The organism is Exiguobacterium sp. SL-9 (assembly GCF_004336985.1).
Taxonomy (GTDB): Bacteria; Bacillota; Bacilli; order Exiguobacteriales; family Exiguobacteriaceae; genus Exiguobacterium.
In genome coordinates this window covers 128,297-147,391 of sequence record NZ_SJUO01000005.1, presented here as the reverse complement: position 1 = coordinate 147,391, position 19,095 = coordinate 128,297, and the positions used below count along the sequence as shown (strand labels likewise).

The window sequence follows — 19,095 nt, the reverse complement described above, 5'->3', positions numbered from 1 at the left end:
GCGATTTAGGTTTCAGCCATGGCCGAACGGGGGATATAAAATGTTTGATGTACAATCTCGATCATTCGCGAAGCGCTTCATGAAAGGTTTATTGATTGCTTTCTTCGCGCTACTCGCTTCACTTAGCTTCATTTTTTCTAACGGAGTCGATACAAACGTATCCTCATCCATCACGACGGTCCAAGAGTAAACGCCCTCTCCTGACAGAAGGCGTTTTTTTGTTTTGTTCCGACAGAAAAAGGGATTTTTTATGTGTTTGTCGAACGAACATAACGTTCGGCTTTTACAATTGAATCATCTGGGAAGGGAGAGTCATTCATGCTATTTTATTTTCTCACCACGATTCTTTCGGTCGTCGGTTTGTCCGTCTCGCTCCAAACCGGTTTTTTCAAAGACCCGATCGGTACATTCCTGTTCGCTGTATTGCTCGCCATGGGCTTATCTTCATTTAAACAGTTAGTCGCACAAACGAACGTCTTGCTCATCGAACGCCGCAACGAGAAAAAAATTAAACGCATCGTTGCACGCATGCATTCGAGTACGCGTAAACGTTCTACATAACGCTCGTCTTCCCCCTCCACTTTTGTTATTCTATTGTAGACAGAGAGCAAAACGGACTCAACCCGTAGGAGGCACAAACACGTATGAATGAAATCCCTTTATCGAACGAATGGCTATTACGTTATTCACCTGTCATGGAGCTATGGCTGAAAGAAGACGGCATCTTGCTCGTTGACGATGACAACCGCATTCGACTCACGCTCGAAATCGGCAGTGACCAAGTCATGCAGTTCAAGAGCATCGAACAAGACGGGGCTTACTTTGCCGTCGACCCGGTGAATAAACGAATCACGTTCGAACTCGAGGAAGAAGAAGAGGAAAGCGATTCTCGCTTCTGGGAATAAAGATTCATGCCGAAGAGTCGGATTCTCGTCAAGAGAGGAAGACTCTTTCTTCGTGTCTAGACTTATAACTGAACGATCGAGAGGAGAAATATGTATGATCCGCACCGCCATCTGGTTTATCGCCTTTTTCGCCGTCTTACCGCTGACGCTTCCGTTTTATCCGAAAGCAAAACGTCTGACACCACCTGAACGTTACGCGTACGTTCAAACCGTCGCCTATCAATGGGCAAGTTTTCTACTCCGCATTGCCGGCACCCGTGTCCGCGTTCACGGTCAAGAAAACATTCCGAACGAACCGGTCGTCTACGTCGCGAACCACCAAGGGAACTTTGATGTCCCGATCATGATTACGGCAACGAAACATCCGAAAGCGTTCATCTCAAAAATCGAAGTTCAAAAATTCCCAATCATCCCACGCTGGATGGAGCTGATGGGCTGTATCTTTATCGACCGCGGTGACCGCCGCCAGTCCATTAAAGCGATTCGTTCTGGTGTCGAGACAATCCAATCAGGACAGTCGATTATCGTCTTCCCAGAAGGCACCCGCTCAAAAGGCGGGCCGATTAAAGAATTTAAAGCCGGTAGCCTGACGCTCGCCACTTCAAGCGGCGCCAAGATTGTCCCGGTCGCCATCAAAGGAAGTCACCATTTGCTCGAGACGAAAAACCGCATCACCCCGGGTACGGTCGACGTCACCTTTTTACCGGTCATCGACCCGGCCGACGTCCCGAACAAAGAAATCGCCGCGCTTGCGGAAACGATGATTCGCCGCGTCGTTGAAGGAGAAGAATCATGAGTTTATTAGCAATCGAAGGGATCCATAAAGAATTTGCAGATAAAGTGTTATTCGATGACGTCACGATGACCATCCATCCGGGCAATCGCATCGGTATCATCGGCGTCAACGGTTCCGGAAAGTCGACGTTCTTAAAAATCATCGCCGGCGTCGAGACGGCAGACCGCGGTTCGATGCAACACCCGAACGATTACCGGATTCGTTATTTGACCCAAACGGTCGACTTCGCACCCGGTCAAACGATTTTAGACGCCTTGTTCACAAGTGACACCCCGTCCGTCCAGGCATTAAAGCAATACGAACTAGCGCGCCAAGCACTCGAGGCGAACCCGACGAGTGAAAAAGGCTTAGAACGCTTTATGAAAGCCCAACAAGCGATCGACGCCGCCGACGCGTGGGAGACCGAAGCAAAGCTGAAGTCGATTTTGAACCGACTCGGTCTTCCGGACGTAACGGCAGAAATCAGCTCGCTCTCCGGAGGACAACAAAAACGGGTCGCCTTGGCCGCCGCCTTACTCGACGAAGCCGACCTGTTGTTACTCGATGAGCCGACGAACGAACTCGACGCCGATACGATTGCTTGGCTCGAGACGATTCTGGCCGATTATCGAGGCGCCATCTTACTCATCACCCACGACCGCTACTTCTTGAATCGGGTCACGAACCACATTCTCGAGATTGCCGACGGGACGAGTTACTTCTATGACGGCAACTATGAGCTCTTCCTTGAGAAACGGGCCGAACGTAAGGCCCGGTCGCATTCGATGGAGCAGAAGCGCCAAAACATCTTGCGCCGCGAGCTCGCCTGGTTGCGCCGCGGTGCCAAGGCTAGGACGACCAAACAGAAGGCGCGCATCCAACGCGTCGAAGATTTGAAGCATCAAGAGACGCTCGCTGAGGATGAGGCGCTCGAAGTGTCTGTCGGTTCACGCCGCCTCGGGAAGAAAGTAATCGAAGTGGAGAATTTGTCCTTTGGTTATGACGACAACTTGCTCATTCAAGACTTCACATGGCTGTTCGGACGACGTGAACGGTACGGCATCGTCGGACCGAACGGAAGCGGGAAGACGACACTCATGAACTTGCTCGCCCACCGCCTCGAACCGACGAACGGAACGGTCATCCACGGTGAGACGGTCCATCTCGGGTATTACGGACAACAAGTCGAATTCGAAGACACGACGCGCCGCGTCATTGACGAGATCGAGCGCATCGCCCAAGTCATCTATACGCCGGACGGCGAGACGATTACGGCCAGTCAGATGCTCGAACGCTTCTTATTCACACCGGACGCACAATATAAACCAATCGCTAAGCTGTCTGGTGGTGAGAAACGCCGCCTCGTCTTGCTCCGAATTTTAATGGACGAGCCGAACGTGCTATTCTTAGATGAACCGACGAACGATCTCGATACGGAGACACTGTCTGTCCTTGAAGACTATTTGGAGTCGTTCCCAGGGACGGTCATCGCTGTCAGTCACGACCGCTATTTCTTAGACCGCATCGCCGAACAGCTCATCGCCTTTGAAGATGGGACGATCAACGTCTATCATGCGGAGTACAGTGACTATTTGGCCACGCTCCAAGAACAGACGAAGCAACAAGTGAAGAAAGAATCGAAAGAAAAGAAAGAGCGCGTCAAAGTCGACGTCGTCAAATTCACTTTCAAAGAACAGAAGGAATGGGAGACGATCGAGGATGACATCGCATCTCTCGAGTCTGACATTGAAGCAGCGGAGGCCCGACTCGCTGCAGCCGGAAGCGACCTCGGCAAAGTGAATGAACTGTACGCCGATATCGCCTCTTTAAAAGAAGCACTCGACGCGAAAATGGAGCGTTGGGAATATTTATCGGAGCTCGATGAACAAATTCAAGCACAGAAGAAATGAAAACAAGGATCACGCGTCGGCGTGATCCTTGCTTGTCGTATAGCCATATACATGCACATCGTGCGCACGGTCACCTTGTCGCATATAGCGGTGAAGCGTCCCTTCCCGCGAGAACCCGTTCTTTTCGAGCATTTGTTGCGACGCGATATTCTCGGTGAAGACGATGGCCCCGATTCGCTCCATTTCGCCTGTTTGCCCGGCATAGGTTAAGGCGGCCTGGAGCGCTTCCGTGGCGTAACCGTGACGCCAGTAGTCCGGGTGAATCTCATAGCCAATCTCAGCTCGTCGATGTCGCGGTGCCCGATTGTGGAATCCGATCGTCCCAATCAAGTCGGACGTCTCTTTCGTCACGATGCCCCAGCGTATCACCGCACCGGACTCCACCCCTTCAATCATACCGGCAAGCATCTGCTCCGTCTCGGAGGACGACGTATGAGGCTCCATGCCGTAATAACGCAAGACATCGGAGTCTGAAAAGATGGTGAACAGCCGTCCGGCGTCTGTTAAGTCAAGCTGTCGTAAACGGAGTCGTTCCGTTTCAATCGTTGGAAGCAAGTCGCTCACCCTTTACTGACAATGTTATGTTGAAACGCATAGACGACCGCTTGCGTCCGGTCATAGACGTCAAGCTTCGTCAAAATGTTGGAGACGTGTGTTTTTACCGTCTTCAACGAGATGTATAGTTCGTCGGCGATGACTTGGTTCGATTTCCCTTCCGCCATCAATTGCAAAATTTCACGTTCCCTTGCCGTCAGACTCTCATGCAACGTCTTTTCCGGGTGACGGAGCCGTTCGAGCATCTTGCCCGTCACTTGGGCAGCCATGACCGGATTACCGGCTGCCGTTTGACGAATCGCATCGGCGATCTCGTTGGCGTTCGCTGTCTTCAAGACGTAACTCATCGCCCCGGCTTCGATGACCGGATACACTTTTTCGTCATCTAAAAAACTTGTCACGACTAAAATTTTGGCCTCTTTCCAACTCGCCTTGATCCGCTTCGTCGACTCGACCCCATCGACGGGCTCCATAACTAAATCCATTAAGACGACATCAGGCTTCTCGGCGATGGCGAGCTCGGCCCCAGTCGCGCCGTCCGATGCCTCTCCGACGACCTCGATGTCAGGCTGCGTCGACAAGAACGCCGAGACACCGGCCCGTACCATCTCATGGTCATCAATCAATACGACTCGAATCATTGTAACCCCTCCACTTGTTGTTTCACACGCACTTCAATCTGAGTACCGACGCCAGGCACACTGACGAGTCGTAACGTCCCGCCGACCTCAGCCGTCCTCTCTCTTATCGATTGTAAGCCATATGAGGCGACTTGTGTATCATCGACATTAAAGCCGATCCCGTCGTCGTTAATTTTTAAGATGACCGTCTGTTGCACGGTCCGCATTTCGATTTCAAGCCGTTTCGCTTTCGCATGGCGAAGCGTATTGCTGATCGCTTCTTGAACGATGCGGAACAGTTCGTTCTCGGTATGGCGTGACAACTCGACTTCTTCGAGACGCCAGACGAGCTCGGTCGATTGTTTACGTGACAATTCTTCTAACAGCCGCTCGATTCCCGTCTTGAGCGTCATCCCTTCGAGTTCGACCGGACGAAGTTGCAACAAGAGCGAGCGCATTTCCGCCTGAGCGGTTTGTGCCATCACCTCGACTTGTTCGATTTGTTTGGCAGCCACGTCCGGTTTTGAAGTGATCGTCTGTTTGGCCGCCGTCGTCATCATGGAGATGGCGTATAGTTGTTGGCTGACCGAGTCATGCAGCTCCCGAGCGACACGACGTCGTTCTTCGACGACCGCCTCACTCCGTGCTTCCTCGACGCTGACAGGCCGGTCCCCTACCCGTTTGGCCATCTCGACCATTTCCGTGCGTTGCTTAGCAATCCGGGCGATCCGCTCAAGCGTATCGCGGTAAGGCGACAGCGGACGGAACGTGATCTCTTTTTGATTCTCGAGCTTCCACAAGGCGATCGCCACTTCCCGGAAGTCACGTCGTAAATAAAAATAAGAACCAACCCCGAAGATGCTGCCGATCAAAACAGCGATAACGAGGATAGACACACCGAAAGGCAACCCTTCTTCACGTGTGAACAAATCTCGGAGTGAAGTCGAGTCACCTATTAAAAACGCAATCGTCACGAACAACGCCGTCAGCAAGCTGCTGAATAGCTGATGCCAGACGACCGTCCTTGGATACGAATCCTTCTTCATACGGTCATCACCTCGACACTTCCGCTCATGAGCACGATATGAATCCGGACTTTCCGTGTCGCCGCTGGATAGTCGTCCGAGGCCGTGTAAAAGCGACGGTTGAACACCGGTGAATAGTTCGACTCATCGACTTGAATCTTGCCGAAACCAATCGAGGCATCAATCGAGTAATCGTAGCCGGCCGGAATGAGAATTCGGATATCCCCGGCGAGTCCGTTCAACAACAGGAACGTCTCTCCTTCAGGGATAATGGCGCGCGATAGGTCGAGTTCGACGTCACGCAACAAAAAGAATTCATTCGTGTCTTGAAGTACGTAGTGACCGCTCTCTTTCGTCCCGAACGAAAACGCTTGTTCTTGGCGGATATGTGACTTGAACCGGCTCGATTCGAGTGGACGGTTTTTATACAGCCGATAGCCGAACATGAGCAATAAGCCGGATAACACAAAGCCGAACGCCGCCGACGAGAAGATGAGCCCGACGAGCATAATACCGCCAATCCCATAAAAGATATAACTGACCGGTTGATTGCCTTTACGACTGAAACGACGCCCAATATACAGCAGCAATAACGGAACGACCATGCTAAAGAGGACGCTGTTACCACCCGTCATGATATCGATAAATAGTCCAATCGCGAATAAAATAATCATAAAGCCGATGATTTGGCGTGTGTTCCAACGTTCCACGTTGCTTCCCCCTCTCTGACAGTATGTAACATGAAGCAAAGAAGCGATGGCCCAACAATTCGCCGGACCATCGCTGAACCGTTGCGTCAGTCTTGTTTGAAGCGACGCTCAAGTTCTTTCAATTTTGCTTCGAAATCATCTTCGTCCGCTGCATCAATTTTCTCTTCAGCGGCCGGTTCTTGTTGCTTGTCTTCTTCTTTTTTCTCTTCTTCCGTGAACGGATGTGTCTTCGACGTCTCCGCCCCGAAAATTTGATCGAGCGCACCTTTCAATAGATCCAGGTTCTCACGCATCGCAAATTCGTACCGTTTGTTTTGCATCTCATCGAGCTTCAGCCGCATCTCGAGGGCACGACGTTCAAGGGCATCGAGTTCACGTGTTCCTTCGTCGAGAAGACCTTCGAAATAACGATATTGCTCCCCGTAGTGTTTCGACTCAAGCGCCGCCCGTTCGGCGAGCTTGTCTTCGCCCGCTTGTTTGGCAAGCTCGGTCTGCTCATAACGCTTATCGGCCATCTGCTTGGCGTCATCGCGTTTCGTCGCGAGTTCCTCAAGTAATGCCTTTTGACGTTCGACGAGACGTTCGACTGACAGCGCCTCTTTCTCAGCCCCACGGATATGGCGGTTCAATTCGGCTTCCCCACTCGAACGTGGTGCCGAACGTGGACCCTCTTTTTCTTGGAACTTCTTCATTTCTTTCGATAGTTCTTTCGTCAACTCGTTAGCTAAATCACGAAACTGGTCAAATGGTGTTTTCATCTTGATGTCCTCCTTTTGAATCTTAGCGACGGTTTACAAACTTCTGCCAAACTTGATCGAACGATTGAAAGCTGCTGCGGCTCGCACGCGACCCGTCCGCATTGAAAATCTCGACGTCTTGTTTTTGGTTGGCATACATCATATACCCTTTAAACAATACCCATGCCACCACAATCCCGATTAATGCCCAAATATTCGATAAGATGGTGATGATCCCGATCACGGCAAGCGTGCCGTAACCGATTTTTGCGCCGACATGTGTCACGGCCATGAATCTGACTCCAGCCCACAGTGCTAAGAGCGCCCCCAAACCGAACATAATCATGTTCGGTAAAAAGCCGATTAGAACGAGAACTAAAGAGATCGCGGCCACAATGAACAATACTTGCTTCACCTGGCGATTCATCGATTATCCCTCCTCGTTAAGTACACTCTTATCATAATACGTTATTTTCGATAGTGCGACGAGCGGAAGGCTTGTTTTCCCTCGGTCTATAGACTGAGATGATAGCGTTCCCAAATCGTGTGTTATACTGGATGCATCGAACAATGAAAGGATGATGTTTTATGAGCACCGTATTCAACGCAGTATACACCTTGTCAGCCAATCGGAGGGCGACTGTCCTCCATTACTAAGAGGAGGATTCTATTTGAATCAAACAACAATCACAACGGGACGTGTCACGGCACAGTTCCAACATATGTACACGGTCACGACCGAAAATGCCGCCTACACGTGCAGCGTCACCGGAAAATTTCGACATGAGGCCGAAAGCGAGCGCGACTATCCGGTCATCGGTGACTTCGTCGAGTTCATCGTTCGCGAACATGGTCAAGGCGTGATTCGACGTCTCCTTGAACGGCGCACTGTCCTATCACGGGCAGCCGCCGGCAACGAGACGCGCGAACAGCTGATCTGTGCGAACGTCGACTTTATCTTGATCACGATGGCGTGCGGACACGATTTCAATCTGCGTCGGCTCGAGCGTTACTCACTTGCCGCGTGGGAAACCGGCGCCACGCCGCTCATCGTCTTGACGAAATCAGACCAAGTCGACAACACCGAGACGCTCGTCGATGAGCTCGCTTTGACGGTTCCTGGGGTTGACGTCTTCCCTGTCAGTTCAGTCACTGGTGACGGCGTCGAAGCGTTGCGATCCGCACTGCCGAGCGGAAGCACGATCGTGCTCGTCGGCTCGTCCGGCGTCGGGAAATCGACGCTGACGAACGCGCTCGCCGGGACGACCGTCGCTGAGACACAGGCCGTCCGCGAGAGCGATGAACGCGGTAAGCATACGACGACGCATCGGGAATTGTTCCGGATTGACGATTTGTTCGTCATCGACACCCCGGGCATGCGTGAGTTCGGGCTTTGGGACGGGGCCGACCACCTCGACGATACGTTCCGGGATATCGAGGCGCTCGCCGAGACGTGTCGGTTCCGGGACTGTGCGCACGGCAACGAACCGGGCTGCGCCGTCCGAGCCGCCATCGAAAAAGGAACGCTCGATGCGAAACGCTATCAAAGCTTCGTCAAACTCGAGCGCGAACTACGCTACGCCGAAAAACGACAAGCGGAAGCGGCTCGTCTCGCTGAGAAGAAGAAACGAAAAACGAAAGCTTAATCTACGAAAGGAGTCACAGAAAAACTGTGGCTCCTTTTTTGACCTTCCTGACCTAGCACCAAGTCTTATCATCAATCCGACATTTTTGAACAACCGTTCAGAAATAGTTCGTCCAAATGCAGGTAAAATCCTCGAAAGTAAGCGGTTTCTCCGTTACAATGGACTCGTATTGTCGCAGCTCAAAATCGCTAGCACACAGGGAGAGACTTATGAAAACATTGAACGAACGCGCACTCGAGATGCACGCCATGCACCACGGAAAATTGGAAACGACACCAAAAGTCGATGTAGATACAAAAGAAGCGCTCAGCCTCGCCTACTCACCAGGTGTCGCCGAACCGTGCCGTCGCATCGCTGAAGATAAAGAATTGTCTTATGACTATACACTCCGCGCCAACACAGTCGCCGTCGTCTCGGACGGAAGTGCCGTCCTCGGCCTCGGCAATATCGGTCCAGAGGCCGCGCTCCCGGTCATGGAAGGGAAAGCTGTCTTGTTTAAAAGCTTTGCCGGCGTCGATGCGTTCCCGATTTGTCTCGACACGCATAACGTCGATGAGATCGTCCGGACCGTCGAACTGCTTGCACCGACGTTCGGTGCCGTCAACTTAGAAGACATCAAGGCGCCCGAATGTTTTGAGATCGAGGCGCGCCTGAAACAGACGCTCCCGATCCCCGTCTTCCATGACGACCAACACGGGACGGCCATCGTTGTCCTAGCAGGTCTCGTCAACGCCTTGCGCCTCGTCGACAAGACGATGCCTGAACTTCGGGTCGTTATGAACGGTGCCGGGGCTGCCGGCATCGCCATCGCGAAATTGTTGAAGCGTTTCGGCGTCGAAGACCTCGTCATCTGTGACACGAAAGGTGCGATTTACGAAGGGCGTGTCGAGGGGATGAACCCGTTCAAAGATCAAATCGCCAAAGCGACGAACCGGAAGCAACACGAAGGGTCGCTCGCCGACGTGCTTCAAGGTGCCGACGTCTTTATCGGCGTCTCGGCAGCTGGTGCCGTCACCGAAGAGATGGTTCGTTCGATGGCTGTCAATCCGGTCATCTTCGCACTCGCGAACCCGATCCCAGAGATCATGCCGGACCTCGCGACAAAAGCCGGTGCGCGTGTCGTCGCGACGGGACGTTCCGACTTCGCCAACCAAGTGAACAACGTCCTCGCCTTCCCTGGTATTTTCCGCGGGGCGCTTGACGTTCGCGCCACTGAGATTAACGAAGAGATGAAGGAAGCGGCCGTTCACGCCATCGCCGATTTGTTGACCGAGGAAGACCTCACGAACGGGGTCGTCATCCCGAGCCCGTTCGATGAGCGAATCGCACCGGCTGTCGCGGTTGCGGTCGCCAAATCCGCCGTCGAGACAGGCGTCGCCAAACGTCCGCTCGACGAGGCCGCGATTCGCTTACACGTCAGTCAAAAACATCTATAATCCAAAAACTGCGCAGACCGTATTGGTCTGCGCAGTTTTTTAGACGGTACCTTGTAAGATCCCTTCCGCCCATTCGACTTCTTCCGTCGTCGGGGGTTTAATCCCTTTGAGCGGATAGTCTAGACCGAGTGCCTCCCATTTATAGACACCCATCTCATGGTACGGCAAGATTTCGACTTTCTCGACGTGGTCGAGCTTTTGAATGAACGCTGCCGTGCGGCGAAGCGCCCCTTCATCAAGCGTCCACTCTGGGACGAGGACGTGGCGAATCCACATTTTCGTTCCGCGCTCGGACAGATGTTCAGCGAGCGCGAGCGTGTTGACGTTGCTCCGTCCTGTCAGTTTCTTGCACATGTCGTCATCGATATGTTTGATATCGAGCAAGACAAGGTCGGTATGATCCAAGATTGCGTCCAAGTTAGGAGGACGTAGTGCACCCGATGTGTCGAGTGTCGTATGAAGCCCGTGTTTCTTCGCTTCACGCAAAAGTGCCTCTAAAAACTCTGGCTGCGCGAGCGGGTCGCCCCCTGAAATCGTGATGCCGCCTTTTGATGCTTCCATGAACGGACGATAGCTGAGCGCTTCTTGGATGACGTCCTCGGCCGAACGATGGTTATTCTTTTTGAAATCCCACGTATCTGCGTTGTGACAATATAAGCATCGAAGCGCACAACCTTGTAAAAAGACGATAAAACGAATTCCCGGGCCGTCAACGGTTCCAAACGATTCGACCGAGTGTACATATCCCATTGTCATCGAAATGACCTCCTAACGAATGAGCGGCCTTCACGTGAAGGCCGCCAAGCCTTGACTACTTACAATGAACCGTGGAACGTCCGGTTGATGACGTCGATCTGTTGCTCGCGTGTCAACTTGATGAAGTTGACCGCATAACCAGAGACACGGATCGTGAGCTGTGGATATTCTTCCGGATGCTCCATCGCATCGAGCAACGTCTCCCGGTTGAAGACGTTCACGTTCAAGTGATGTCCCTTATGCTCGCCGCCCATATAGCCGTCAAGCAAGGCAGCCAAGTTGAGTTCACGAGCCACTTCTTCTTTGCCGAGTGCTTTCGGTACGATCGAGAACGTGTATGAGATCCCGTCTTGCGCGTGCTCGAACGGAAGTTTTGCGACTGAAGAGAGTGAAGCGGCAGCACCTTTCGTATCGCGGCCGTGCATCGGGTTCGCACCTGGCGCGAACGGTTCGCCGGCACGGCGTCCGTCCGGTGTGTTCCCCGTCTTTTTGCCGTAGACGACGTTTGACGTGATCGTCAAGACCGATTGGGTATGGAGTGCGTCACGGTACGTTTTATGTTTACGCACTTTTTCCATGAACGACTCAACGAGTTCGACGGCGATTGCATCGACGCGGTCGTCGTTGTTTCCGAATTTAGGGAAGTCGCCTTCCGTCTCGAAATCGACGGCAATGCCTTGTTCGTTGCGGACCGGTTTCACGGTCGCATATTTGATGGCCGATAGACTATCTGCCGTGACCGAGAGGCCGGCGATTCCGCATGCCATTGTCCGTAAAATCTCAGGGTCGTGGAGCGCCATCTCAATCCGTTCGTACGCATATTTATCATGCATGAAGTGGATGACGTTGAGCGTGTTGACGTAAAGTTCGGCGAGCCAATCGAGTGTGCGGTCGAAGTCGGCATACACTTTGTCGTACGTGAGCACGTCTTCGGTGTTCATCTCCCAAACCGGCGCGATTTGGTCGCCACTCTTCTCGTCACGTCCTCCGTTCATACTGTAAAGGAGTGCTTTCGCCATGTTGGCACGGGCTCCGAAGAACTGCATCTGTTTCCCGATTTTCATCGGTGACACACAGCAGGCGATGCCGTAATCGTCGCCGAACTGTGGAAGCATGAGGTCGTCGTTCTCATATTGGATCGCAGACGTCTCAATCGACATCTTCGCACAATACTGTTTGAATCCTTCTGGCAATTTCGTCGACCATAGCACCGTCAAGTTCGGTTCTGGCGCTGGGCCGAGGTTCGAGAGCGAATGCAAGAAGCGGAACGAGCTCTTCGTCACGTTCGAACGTCCATCCTCACTCATCCCACCGATTGACTCGGTCACCCACGTTGGGTCACCTGAGAACAATTCGTTATAGTCAGGTGTCCGCAAGAATTTGACGATGCGGAGTTTCATGATGAAGTGATCGACGATCTCTTGAACGTCTGATTCTGTCAAACGACCTGCTGCCATGTCACGTTCGGCGTATACGTCAAGGAACGTCGAGACGCGTCCAAGCGACATCGCGGCACCGTTCTGTTCTTTGACGGCTGCGAGATACGCGAGGTACACCCATTGGTATGCCTCTTGCGTATTTTCTGCTGGACGGCCGAGATCAAACCCGTACGCCGCACCAAGCTGTTTCAACTCTTGCATCGCCCGCAGTTGCTCAGACATTTCTTCACGCGTCCGAATGTCTGACTCAGACAAGAAGCCACCGCGGTTCGCCAAATCTTTTTTACGCTCGGCAATCAAGAAGTCTAACCCGTACAAGGCAACACGACGGTAGTCGCCGATGATTCGGCCACGTCCGTAAGCGTCAGGAAGACCTGTGATGATCCCTGACTTCCGCGCCGCCCGCATCTCAGGTGTGTACGCATCGAATACACCTTGGTTATGCGTTTTGCGAATTTCCGAATAAATCTTTGTGATTTCAGCGTTCGGCTCGAAACCATATGACTCAAGAGCAGCGTCGACCATCCGGATGCCGCCGTTTGGATGAATCGAACGTTTGAACGGTTCGTCCGTTTGAACGCCGACCACTTTCTCGAGTTCTTTGTTTAAGTATCCCGGTCCGTGCGAGACGATTGTCGATGGGTTATTTTGATCGACTGCCCAAACACCGCCACGCTCCCGCTCTTCTTTCGTCAATTCCATCACTTGTGCCCAAAGACGTTTCGTCGCTTCGGTCGGTCCTGCTAAGAACGAATCGTCCGATGTGTACTCGTGTCGGTTCAAACGGATAAACTCACCAACGTTCACTTCGTTCGTCCACTGCCCAGGTACAAATCCTGACCAGGCTGATTTAATTTCGGTTGCCATTGTGGGTCACTCCTCATAGTTGAGATAACTGCGTGCTTTCTATAAGTTGAGTGTACGTGAAAACGTGAACATTATGTTTTACATTCTTGTGAAAGTTGTAACAATCTCATGAACGTTGGCATAAAGCCGTTTTTGTAAGCGCTTCAAATACTGTTACAATGCAAACTCAATCACTTCTGAAACAGATAAGTCTTGTTGGAATAGGATTCTACTCGTTTCTGTACCATTTCAAATAGGATGTGGCGATTTATACAGTTTTTAGAGTGATGTACCTCACACCTCGGGGATAGAACTTGAATTTTTGCCTTATATCGGACACAATGAAGGCAGAACATTGTAGAAGAGGAAGGGGTTCTTCCCATGACGTACGAATTATTGACACCCGCTCACGACTTGAAGACAGGTGACCGGATCTCTCTTAAAGTAGAAGAGAACGGGGAACAGCGTGACGGATTTATCACTGAGTTTGAAGAAGCAGGTTTTTGGATTCGCTTTGACGACGACATCGAAAACGAGGATTTCATCGATTACCGCGATCACTTGCTCGCGGCGCTTATCTCGCGCCCGATTGACGTGGCAGCGACGTATCCGGAGCTCGCTTCATACGAACGGTTGACGAAAGAATTGCAGTATCGTGTCTATCAAGGCTTCACCGTCGAAGGCGTCGAAGCGTCGACTGACCAGATCGATGTACACATCAAACTCATCGAGGATGGACAGACGTTCACACAGACACTCCGCTCTTCATTCGACCAAGACACAGAACATGTTCGCTATATCTAAGACAGGGAGCACTTATGCTTCCTTTGTTTTTGCCCAACGATAAGGAGAAATGATATGAACTTTACAAAACCATTTATTAACGAAGCCTGGGATCGCCTTGGCTTTACTGAACCGATGCCAGTCCAAGCCGAAGCGTTCCCGCTTCTGTTGGACGGAAAAGATGTCACGATCGAAGCGCCGACAGGAACCGGGAAGACGCTTGCTTATTTGTTACCCGCCATTGAAAAAATCGACGCTTCGAACGACCGTATTCAAGTCGTCATCGTCGCACCGACGCGTGAACTCGTCATGCAGATTCAAACGGTCGCGCAACGCTTCACCGAGAAAGGTGACGTCCGCATCGCCTCGTTCATCGGCGGCGTCGAGTTGAAACGTCAAATCGACCGATTGAAGAAAAAACCACATTTGATCGTCGGGACACCAGGTCGACTCGTCGAACTCATTGAGAAGAAGAAGTTGAAACTTCACGAGACGCACACGATCGTCCTCGACGAAGCCGACCAAATCATCGATAGCGGTTTGACAGAATCGGCTGAGCGGATCATCAAGCACACAGCGCATGAACATCAAATCGCCCTCGTCTCGGCGACGCTCACGGACACGCTTCAAGCGTGGGCTGCCCCGTTCTTAAAAGAGTCGGCACACGTGAAAATCGAGCGGGCCGTGAGCAGTCAAGTCACGTACGGCTACATGTTGACGACACGCCGCTACAAACCCGAGTTGCTCCGCCGTCTGTCGCATGTCGACAACGTCAAAGCGCTCGCCTTCATCAATAACCGCTCGTTCTTGCCACCGTTGAAAGGTGAGCTCGACAAAATGAAAGTAAACTATCGCATGCTCGACAGCTTGAAAGGAAAGCGCGAACGTGTCGAAACGCTTCGTGAGTTCCGTAAAGGCGACTACCCGCTCCTCATCACGACAGGTTTAGCAGCCCGTGGCCTCGATATCGAGGAAGTGACGCACGTCGTCCACTTCGACTTGCCAGAATCAATCGATGACTTCATTCACCGCTCAGGCCGGACGGCACGTGGAAACGCGACTGGGACTGTCCTCTCGCTCGTGACGGATGAAGATTTGACGCACTTGAAATCGTTCGCCCGTCAACTCGGCGTCGAATTGAAAGAGCTCGAGATTTATCGTGGCGACGTCATCGAGAAGCGCATCGAGGATAAACCGCCGGTCGTCAAACGCCCTGCGAACAAGCGAGGACCGCGTCGATGAAAAAAGACCGGAAAGTAATTCCATTCCCTTTGCTCGTAGAAGAGTCCGAATTGCTGGCCGAGCTGAAAAAGTTATACGAGCAAGCCGCGCTCGCGCGCAGCACGCAATGGACGAACTATATACAAGAAATCGCCTCGGAAGGCACATGGCATTTGAAAGACGCGGAGCTGTTCCGCGACTTGTTCATCGATTGGGCCGTCTTCTTCGAGACAGACGAGGACGGGATGACGCCGCACGGACGCTACTTGGCGGACCATAAGGCTGACATGTCTCCCGCCCTCTATCACGCGCTCCGGGGCTTGGCGGTCCCGCGCTGTTCGGTCTTCGAAGTGACCGAGGACGGTTTACGTGACTGGGAGACGAAAGAGATCTACAAAGTGATGCTTCCGGAAGCTCGTGAACCGGGCGATGTGATGCTCGGCAAACTGCTCGATATCCGCGGCAACTGGCGGTTCGGGTCGGCATTCCTCGCCCTCCCGGCGAAGATGGCCGGCAACGTCTCGGACCTGTATATCGACTTCACTGATGAAGTCGGTCCAGGTGCGTTCCTCGACCAGTTCCCCGAGTTTTGTGCGGAACTGATCGACATGTTGCTTGATCTAGAAGAAGGGGTCATTATCCCGAAACCGACCACGTAAAAAGAGGCAGCTCTCGCGCTGCCTCTTTTTTAATAGACATAGTATTGGAATGAGTCGGGATTGACCTCTTTCCCTGTCACGGTCGCCTCTGAGACGAGGTCGGCTCCGTCATAGACATCGACTTTGGCCCCATCTTCTGTCGGACTCACATGGTAAAGCAACCCATCGTAATAACTTGCTGTCCCGACTTCGTCTTGAATGATTGTCCGTGACGTTTCGGTTAACGTTTTTAAGTTGATATTCGTCTCCGTCCCATCGGCGAGAAGGGCCTGATACGTATCCCCGAATACGTTAGTTGCAATCGCTTCTTGCTCAACATCTAATGAAACGACCCGATTTTCTTCGACGTCGTAGACGTATAAGCCAGATAAAGACATATGTTCTGAATATGCTTCACCATCGTCTGCCTCGACCGTCTCTAAGCGTGTCGCTTGAATCGGGATGTAGCGATTGTCTTTCCCGATTGTCGTTCGCTGACCATCACCTAACGCGAATCCCCACGTTTCACCCATCACGTATTCAATGAGCACACCATCACGTTCGATTTTTTTCGTGTCAATCGTTGTTGTCGCAACGTCGAGCACCGCTACATGCTGATTCGTCAGTTCATAGTTTTCGTTATACACGATATGAACAGTACCGTCATAAACAAACATTCCGCCCCATCCACTGTCGACAATCGACTGTACGTTAGGAAACTCTGTCCGTTCGACCATATTCCCGTCTCTCGATTGCAATAATACAAGCGTGTCTTGGCCTTTTTGTCCGATAGCCACATAGCCGTCTTCCGTTTTAATTTGTTGCGCATAATTAAGTTGCTTTAAAGCACGAGCGAACGAGCGGTCTTGTCCCCCGATATCGCTTCGATATTGCATGACTTCGTCAATATAACTTCCATTGACAAATCGACTCCCTTCAATAGACACCTCTACATCTTGACCCGATTGATCCATATCAGTAGCCGAGAGGCGTACCGCGCGATTTTTCCATACGGCCTCGTTCGAATCGACGTGTAACATCCAGTCGTCCTGGTTTTGTTCCCCATTGACGGCATATGTACCGATTCCCGCTACGATGATTGCGCCTAAAGCGACGATATTCAGTATACGTCTCATGTCACTTCACCTCACACACTTAATTTTTTTTGTAAGTACTGTCGCGCAATTATCGTCAATGTCGCAACGCTGAAGAGAAACCCTATAACGAGGATGAGTGCGAGCTCATCCATAAACAAATATTGTTCAATGACATAAAAGATGGTTGACGGAATCGCGAGGACGCCTCCGATGAGCGCGATGGACACGAGCGGAGAAAAGATTGTTCGTTGCCATAAACTCCGTTCCACCAATACGAACGTGAAGATTGTTAAGACGACGAAAGCGATAAGCATCACATGAATGATAAAATTGACGAATGATGTCGGATATAAAAGGGAGAACACATCTAATTGTCGAATGTCTGCGAACGTATCTTGTTGTCGTATCCCCTGTCCGTCCAACCATGTCGTGAAAATCTGATATTCGATAACGAGCGCGAACCATTGCACGGCAATCAGCCCTAAAATCATCATCATGATCGTGATGAATTTCGAGATGAACAGTTGAATCCGTTTCGTGGGTAACGTCAGTAAACGCATCATGAACGTGCCACGGCCCCAAAATTCTCGATACCAAATCCAGCCACTGAAGACGAGCATCACGATGAGTCCAATCCCAATCGATAAAATGTAAGGAGTGCTCATGAGATAGGAATGAAACACTACCAACAAGCTTTGACCTTCCCGTCTGTATTCTTCATTCAGTACTGTATTCCGCCATAGAAACACGGCCAACCAACCGAATTGAATCGTTATCAATACCCCTAGCAACAACCCGTAAATCTTTTTGACGCGATCGAGTTCCCAGCCAATCAATTTCAATAGATTCATGCCCCGTACTCCTCTCTCATGACATCGACAATCGACTTCCCATGAATGAAGCGGACGTCCTCGACGTCGAACTCTCGAGCGATCCGTCCTCGATTCAACATGACAGCCTTGTCGACCAAGTATTCAATATCTTCAATCTCATGCGTCGTAATCAAGACGCCACGGTCTTCCATCAAGTCACTCGAGAACAACTCGACGATTTGTTCTTTTGAGAACACGTCAATCCCTGAGAACGGTTCATCGAGCAATAAATAATCCGGGTCTTGGGCGATCCCGAGCGCCAAGTTCACTTTGGCGAGCGTCCCTTTCGACAGCTCGTTCAACTTGTCTTCCGGGAACAGCTTGAACTCGTCGACGAGACGCGCGAACAATTTCGGGTCGAACGTTGGATAAAAGTCGCGCATGAACGCTTCGCACTGTTCAATCGTGAAGTGAATCGGGAACGTCGAGTGGTCCGGTACGAACGCGACGCGATTCAAATCGATCGGTTTTCCGTCGACGAGCACCGTCCCCTGATCGAACGGTGTCAGTCCCATGATGCCTTTGAGAATGGTTGACTTCCCGGTCCCATTCAAGCCGATCAGGCAGGTGATTTCCCCTTTTTGAGCCGTGAACGACACATCTTCGATGACTTGTTTTTTGCGGTAACGTTTCTTAACTCCCAGTACTTCGATCATTGAGATTCCCCTCCCCGTATTGTCGTTTGATTTTATCGACAAGCTCATCCATCGTGACGTCGAGTTCTTGAATCGATTCGACGAAGACGGCGATCGCCTCATCGACGAGCTCGGTGCGGATGCGTTTCAATACATGTTCATCCGTCGTCACTCGGCTCGGACGGTTCCGTTCGGTCGTAATCAATTGTTGTTCCTCCATCTCTTTGAACGCCTTTTGGACGGTGTTCGGGTTAATTTTCAGTTCGGTCGCGAGTTCTCGCCGCGACGGCATCTCTTCGCCCGCCTGCAGTTCACCAAGCGCCATCTTCTTTTTGAAGTGGTCGACGACTTGGATGTAGACGGGAGCTCTCGTGTTGAATTGTATAATCATGTGGTCACCTCTCTAAGTGTATGATGCGACTAATACACTACCTAACTGTATTATCACCATAGTACACTAACAGAGTCAACCGTTTTTTTCCAAAACAA

Annotated in this window: 22 protein-coding genes; 10 read left to right on the top strand and 12 right to left on the bottom strand. The window is 51.5% G+C overall.

The features are described 5' to 3' along the window. Positions 1-40 precede the first annotated feature (40 nt). From EVJ34_RS15845 to EVJ34_RS13155, 5 genes are all read left to right on the top strand, one after another. The gene (locus EVJ34_RS15845) at positions 41-190 is read left to right on the top strand and encodes a hypothetical protein (RefSeq protein ID WP_201739711.1); all 150 of its coding nucleotides are present in this window, start codon (positions 41-43) and stop codon (positions 188-190) included. A 128-nt stretch (positions 191-318) separates the two neighbouring features. Beyond that, entirely contained in the window at positions 319-561 is a 243-nt protein-coding gene (locus EVJ34_RS13170; RefSeq protein WP_131437765.1) for a hypothetical protein, read from the top strand. A gap of 83 nt (positions 562-644) precedes the next feature. After that, on the top strand, positions 645-905 hold the full coding sequence (locus EVJ34_RS13165; RefSeq protein ID WP_034781079.1) for a hypothetical protein: 261 nt from the start codon (positions 645-647) through the stop codon (positions 903-905). A 94-nt stretch (positions 906-999) separates the two neighbouring features. Further along, complete coding sequence (locus EVJ34_RS13160; RefSeq protein WP_131437763.1) at positions 1,000-1,701, top strand: lysophospholipid acyltransferase family protein; 702 nt, start codon at positions 1,000-1,002, stop codon at positions 1,699-1,701. Next, on the top strand, positions 1,698-3,590 hold the full coding sequence (locus EVJ34_RS13155; protein WP_131485903.1) for an ABC-F family ATP-binding cassette domain-containing protein: 1,893 nt from the start codon (positions 1,698-1,700) through the stop codon (positions 3,588-3,590). Before EVJ34_RS13160 ends, EVJ34_RS13155 begins: the two co-directional genes overlap by 4 nt. A gap of 9 nt (positions 3,591-3,599) precedes the next feature. Here the strand turns inward: EVJ34_RS13155 and EVJ34_RS13150 are convergent, their stop codons facing one another. From EVJ34_RS13150 to EVJ34_RS13125, 6 genes are all read right to left on the bottom strand, one after another. After that, complete coding sequence (locus EVJ34_RS13150) at positions 3,600-4,145, bottom strand: GNAT family N-acetyltransferase (protein WP_131485902.1); 546 nt, start codon at positions 4,143-4,145, stop codon at positions 3,600-3,602. 5 nt (positions 4,146-4,150) lie between these two features. Then, the gene (locus tag EVJ34_RS13145; RefSeq protein WP_034781089.1) at positions 4,151-4,786 is read right to left on the bottom strand and encodes a response regulator; all 636 of its coding nucleotides are present in this window, start codon (positions 4,784-4,786) and stop codon (positions 4,151-4,153) included. Next, entirely contained in the window at positions 4,783-5,811 is a 1,029-nt protein-coding gene (locus EVJ34_RS13140) for a sensor histidine kinase (RefSeq protein ID WP_131437757.1), read from the bottom strand. The genes EVJ34_RS13145 and EVJ34_RS13140 overlap by 4 nt, the downstream gene beginning before the upstream one ends. Next, positions 5,808-6,500, bottom strand: coding sequence for a cell wall-active antibiotics response protein LiaF (liaF, locus tag EVJ34_RS13135; RefSeq protein WP_131437755.1), 693 nt, complete (start codon positions 6,498-6,500; stop codon positions 5,808-5,810). The genes EVJ34_RS13140 and liaF overlap by 4 nt, the downstream gene beginning before the upstream one ends. Positions 6,501-6,586: 86 nt before the next feature. Continuing rightward, positions 6,587-7,258 (bottom strand): PspA/IM30 family protein, encoded by a 672-nt coding sequence (locus EVJ34_RS13130; RefSeq protein WP_131437753.1) that lies wholly within the window; start codon positions 7,256-7,258, stop codon positions 6,587-6,589. 22 nt (positions 7,259-7,280) lie between these two features. Then, positions 7,281-7,664, bottom strand: a complete 384-nt coding sequence (locus tag EVJ34_RS13125) for a lmo0954 family membrane protein (RefSeq protein WP_131437751.1) — start codon at positions 7,662-7,664, stop codon at positions 7,281-7,283. A 244-nt stretch (positions 7,665-7,908) separates the two neighbouring features. Between EVJ34_RS13125 and rsgA the strand changes: the two genes are divergently transcribed. Both rsgA and EVJ34_RS13115 read left to right on the top strand, forming a co-directional pair. After that, the gene (gene rsgA, locus EVJ34_RS13120) at positions 7,909-8,883 is read left to right on the top strand and encodes a ribosome small subunit-dependent GTPase A (protein WP_131485901.1); all 975 of its coding nucleotides are present in this window, start codon (positions 7,909-7,911) and stop codon (positions 8,881-8,883) included. A gap of 209 nt (positions 8,884-9,092) precedes the next feature. Further along, positions 9,093-10,319 (top strand): NAD(P)-dependent malic enzyme, encoded by a 1,227-nt coding sequence (locus tag EVJ34_RS13115; RefSeq protein WP_131485900.1) that lies wholly within the window; start codon positions 9,093-9,095, stop codon positions 10,317-10,319. Positions 10,320-10,358: 39 nt separating this feature from the next. Here EVJ34_RS13115 and pflA read toward each other — a convergent pair whose 3' ends face one another. Together pflA and pflB are read right to left on the bottom strand one after the other, a co-directional pair. Beyond that, positions 10,359-11,075 carry a pyruvate formate-lyase-activating protein gene (gene pflA, locus EVJ34_RS13110; protein ID WP_021067805.1) on the bottom strand — a complete coding sequence of 239 codons (717 nt, stop codon included), beginning with the start codon at positions 11,073-11,075 and terminating at the stop codon, positions 10,359-10,361. 59 nt (positions 11,076-11,134) lie between these two features. Next, positions 11,135-13,381, bottom strand: a complete 2,247-nt coding sequence (pflB, locus tag EVJ34_RS13105; RefSeq protein WP_131485899.1) for a formate C-acetyltransferase — start codon at positions 13,379-13,381, stop codon at positions 11,135-11,137. 360 nt (positions 13,382-13,741) lie between these two features. Here pflB and EVJ34_RS13100 point away from each other — a divergent pair, with 360 nt between their 5' ends. Genes EVJ34_RS13100 through EVJ34_RS13090 form a run of 3 tightly spaced genes read left to right on the top strand, consistent with a single transcriptional unit; the run spans position 13,742 to position 16,023 of the window. After that, a complete protein-coding gene (locus tag EVJ34_RS13100; RefSeq protein ID WP_131437742.1) occupies positions 13,742-14,164 on the top strand; it encodes a hypothetical protein in 423 nt (140 codons plus the stop codon). Between the two features lie 54 nt (positions 14,165-14,218). Further along, the gene (locus EVJ34_RS13095) at positions 14,219-15,385 is read left to right on the top strand and encodes a DEAD/DEAH box helicase (RefSeq protein ID WP_131485898.1); all 1,167 of its coding nucleotides are present in this window, start codon (positions 14,219-14,221) and stop codon (positions 15,383-15,385) included. Beyond that, positions 15,382-16,023: a hypothetical protein gene (locus tag EVJ34_RS13090; RefSeq protein WP_131485897.1), complete on the top strand. Its 642-nt coding sequence runs from the start codon at positions 15,382-15,384 to the stop codon at positions 16,021-16,023. Before EVJ34_RS13095 ends, EVJ34_RS13090 begins: the two co-directional genes overlap by 4 nt. A gap of 29 nt (positions 16,024-16,052) precedes the next feature. Here EVJ34_RS13090 and EVJ34_RS13085 read toward each other — a convergent pair whose 3' ends face one another. From EVJ34_RS13085 to EVJ34_RS13070, 4 genes are read right to left on the bottom strand one after another with little or no spacing between them, the layout of a single operon-like run. Then, the gene (locus EVJ34_RS13085) at positions 16,053-17,138 is read right to left on the bottom strand and encodes a hypothetical protein (protein WP_131485896.1); all 1,086 of its coding nucleotides are present in this window, start codon (positions 17,136-17,138) and stop codon (positions 16,053-16,055) included. 11 nt (positions 17,139-17,149) lie between these two features. Further along, complete coding sequence (locus EVJ34_RS13080; RefSeq protein ID WP_131485895.1) at positions 17,150-17,950, bottom strand: hypothetical protein; 801 nt, start codon at positions 17,948-17,950, stop codon at positions 17,150-17,152. Next, positions 17,947-18,627 (bottom strand): ABC transporter ATP-binding protein, encoded by a 681-nt coding sequence (locus tag EVJ34_RS13075; RefSeq protein ID WP_131485894.1) that lies wholly within the window; start codon positions 18,625-18,627, stop codon positions 17,947-17,949. The genes EVJ34_RS13080 and EVJ34_RS13075 overlap by 4 nt, the downstream gene beginning before the upstream one ends. Then, entirely contained in the window at positions 18,605-18,997 is a 393-nt protein-coding gene (locus EVJ34_RS13070) for a GntR family transcriptional regulator (RefSeq protein WP_131485893.1), read from the bottom strand. The genes EVJ34_RS13075 and EVJ34_RS13070 overlap by 23 nt, the downstream gene beginning before the upstream one ends. Positions 18,998-19,095: the final 98 nt, after the last annotated feature.